The sequence below is a fragment of the Tomitella biformata AHU 1821 genome, assembly GCF_000524475.1.
Classification (GTDB): Bacteria; Actinomycetota; Actinomycetes; order Mycobacteriales; family Mycobacteriaceae; genus Tomitella; species Tomitella biformata.
Genome location: NZ_BAVQ01000065.1, coordinates 1 through 627, shown reverse-complemented (window position 1 = coordinate 627; position 627 = coordinate 1). Strand labels below are relative to the sequence as shown.

1 protein-coding gene is annotated in these 627 nt (G+C 69.9%); it reads left to right on the top strand.

Annotated elements, in window-relative coordinates; genetic code table 11:
* On the top strand, positions 1–627 hold a 627-nt coding region (locus TBIF_RS25460; RefSeq protein WP_024795645.1), incomplete at both ends, for a transposase.

Here is a 627-nt window from a genome sequence, read left to right as displayed (position 1 = left end):
CGGGACGAGGGCGGAGCCGAGGCGATCAAACGCTCGGCGCTCTCTCGGGCCGACGCGCGGGTGCACCTGGACCAATGCTGGCGCAGGCTCCGATCGTATGTCGCGGCGACGGTTCCGGACATCGACAAGATCCTCGGCGGCTCGCGCACCCGCACCCTCGCGGTGTTGGGACGCTGGCCGGACCTGCGCGCACTCGCCCGGGCACGCCGCACCACAGTCGCCGGCGTCCTGCGCGAGCACTCGTACTGCGGCGGACGCCACGAGGAGATCGCCGACCAGCTGCGCGGCGCCGCGAGCGCCTGGGTCCGCATCCTCGACGGCTACTACGACCTCGGCTTCTGGCATATCAAGGTAGCCGGGATGCTTGAGGACATCGACGATGCGACCCGCCGCTTCGACCGCTACTCAGAGCAACTCCAGCAGCTCTGGCATGCGTTCTACGGCCCCGACGAGTTGCTGCTGTCGGTGCCGGGGACCGGGCCGGTCACCGCGGCGACGATCCGCGGGTGGCTCGGCGACGGCTCCCGGTTCGCCCGGGCACAGGACTTCGCCTCGTATTGCGGGTTCACCCCGTCGAACTGGTCCTCCGGGACGATGGAGCACAAGCATCGGGCGATCACCAAGGAA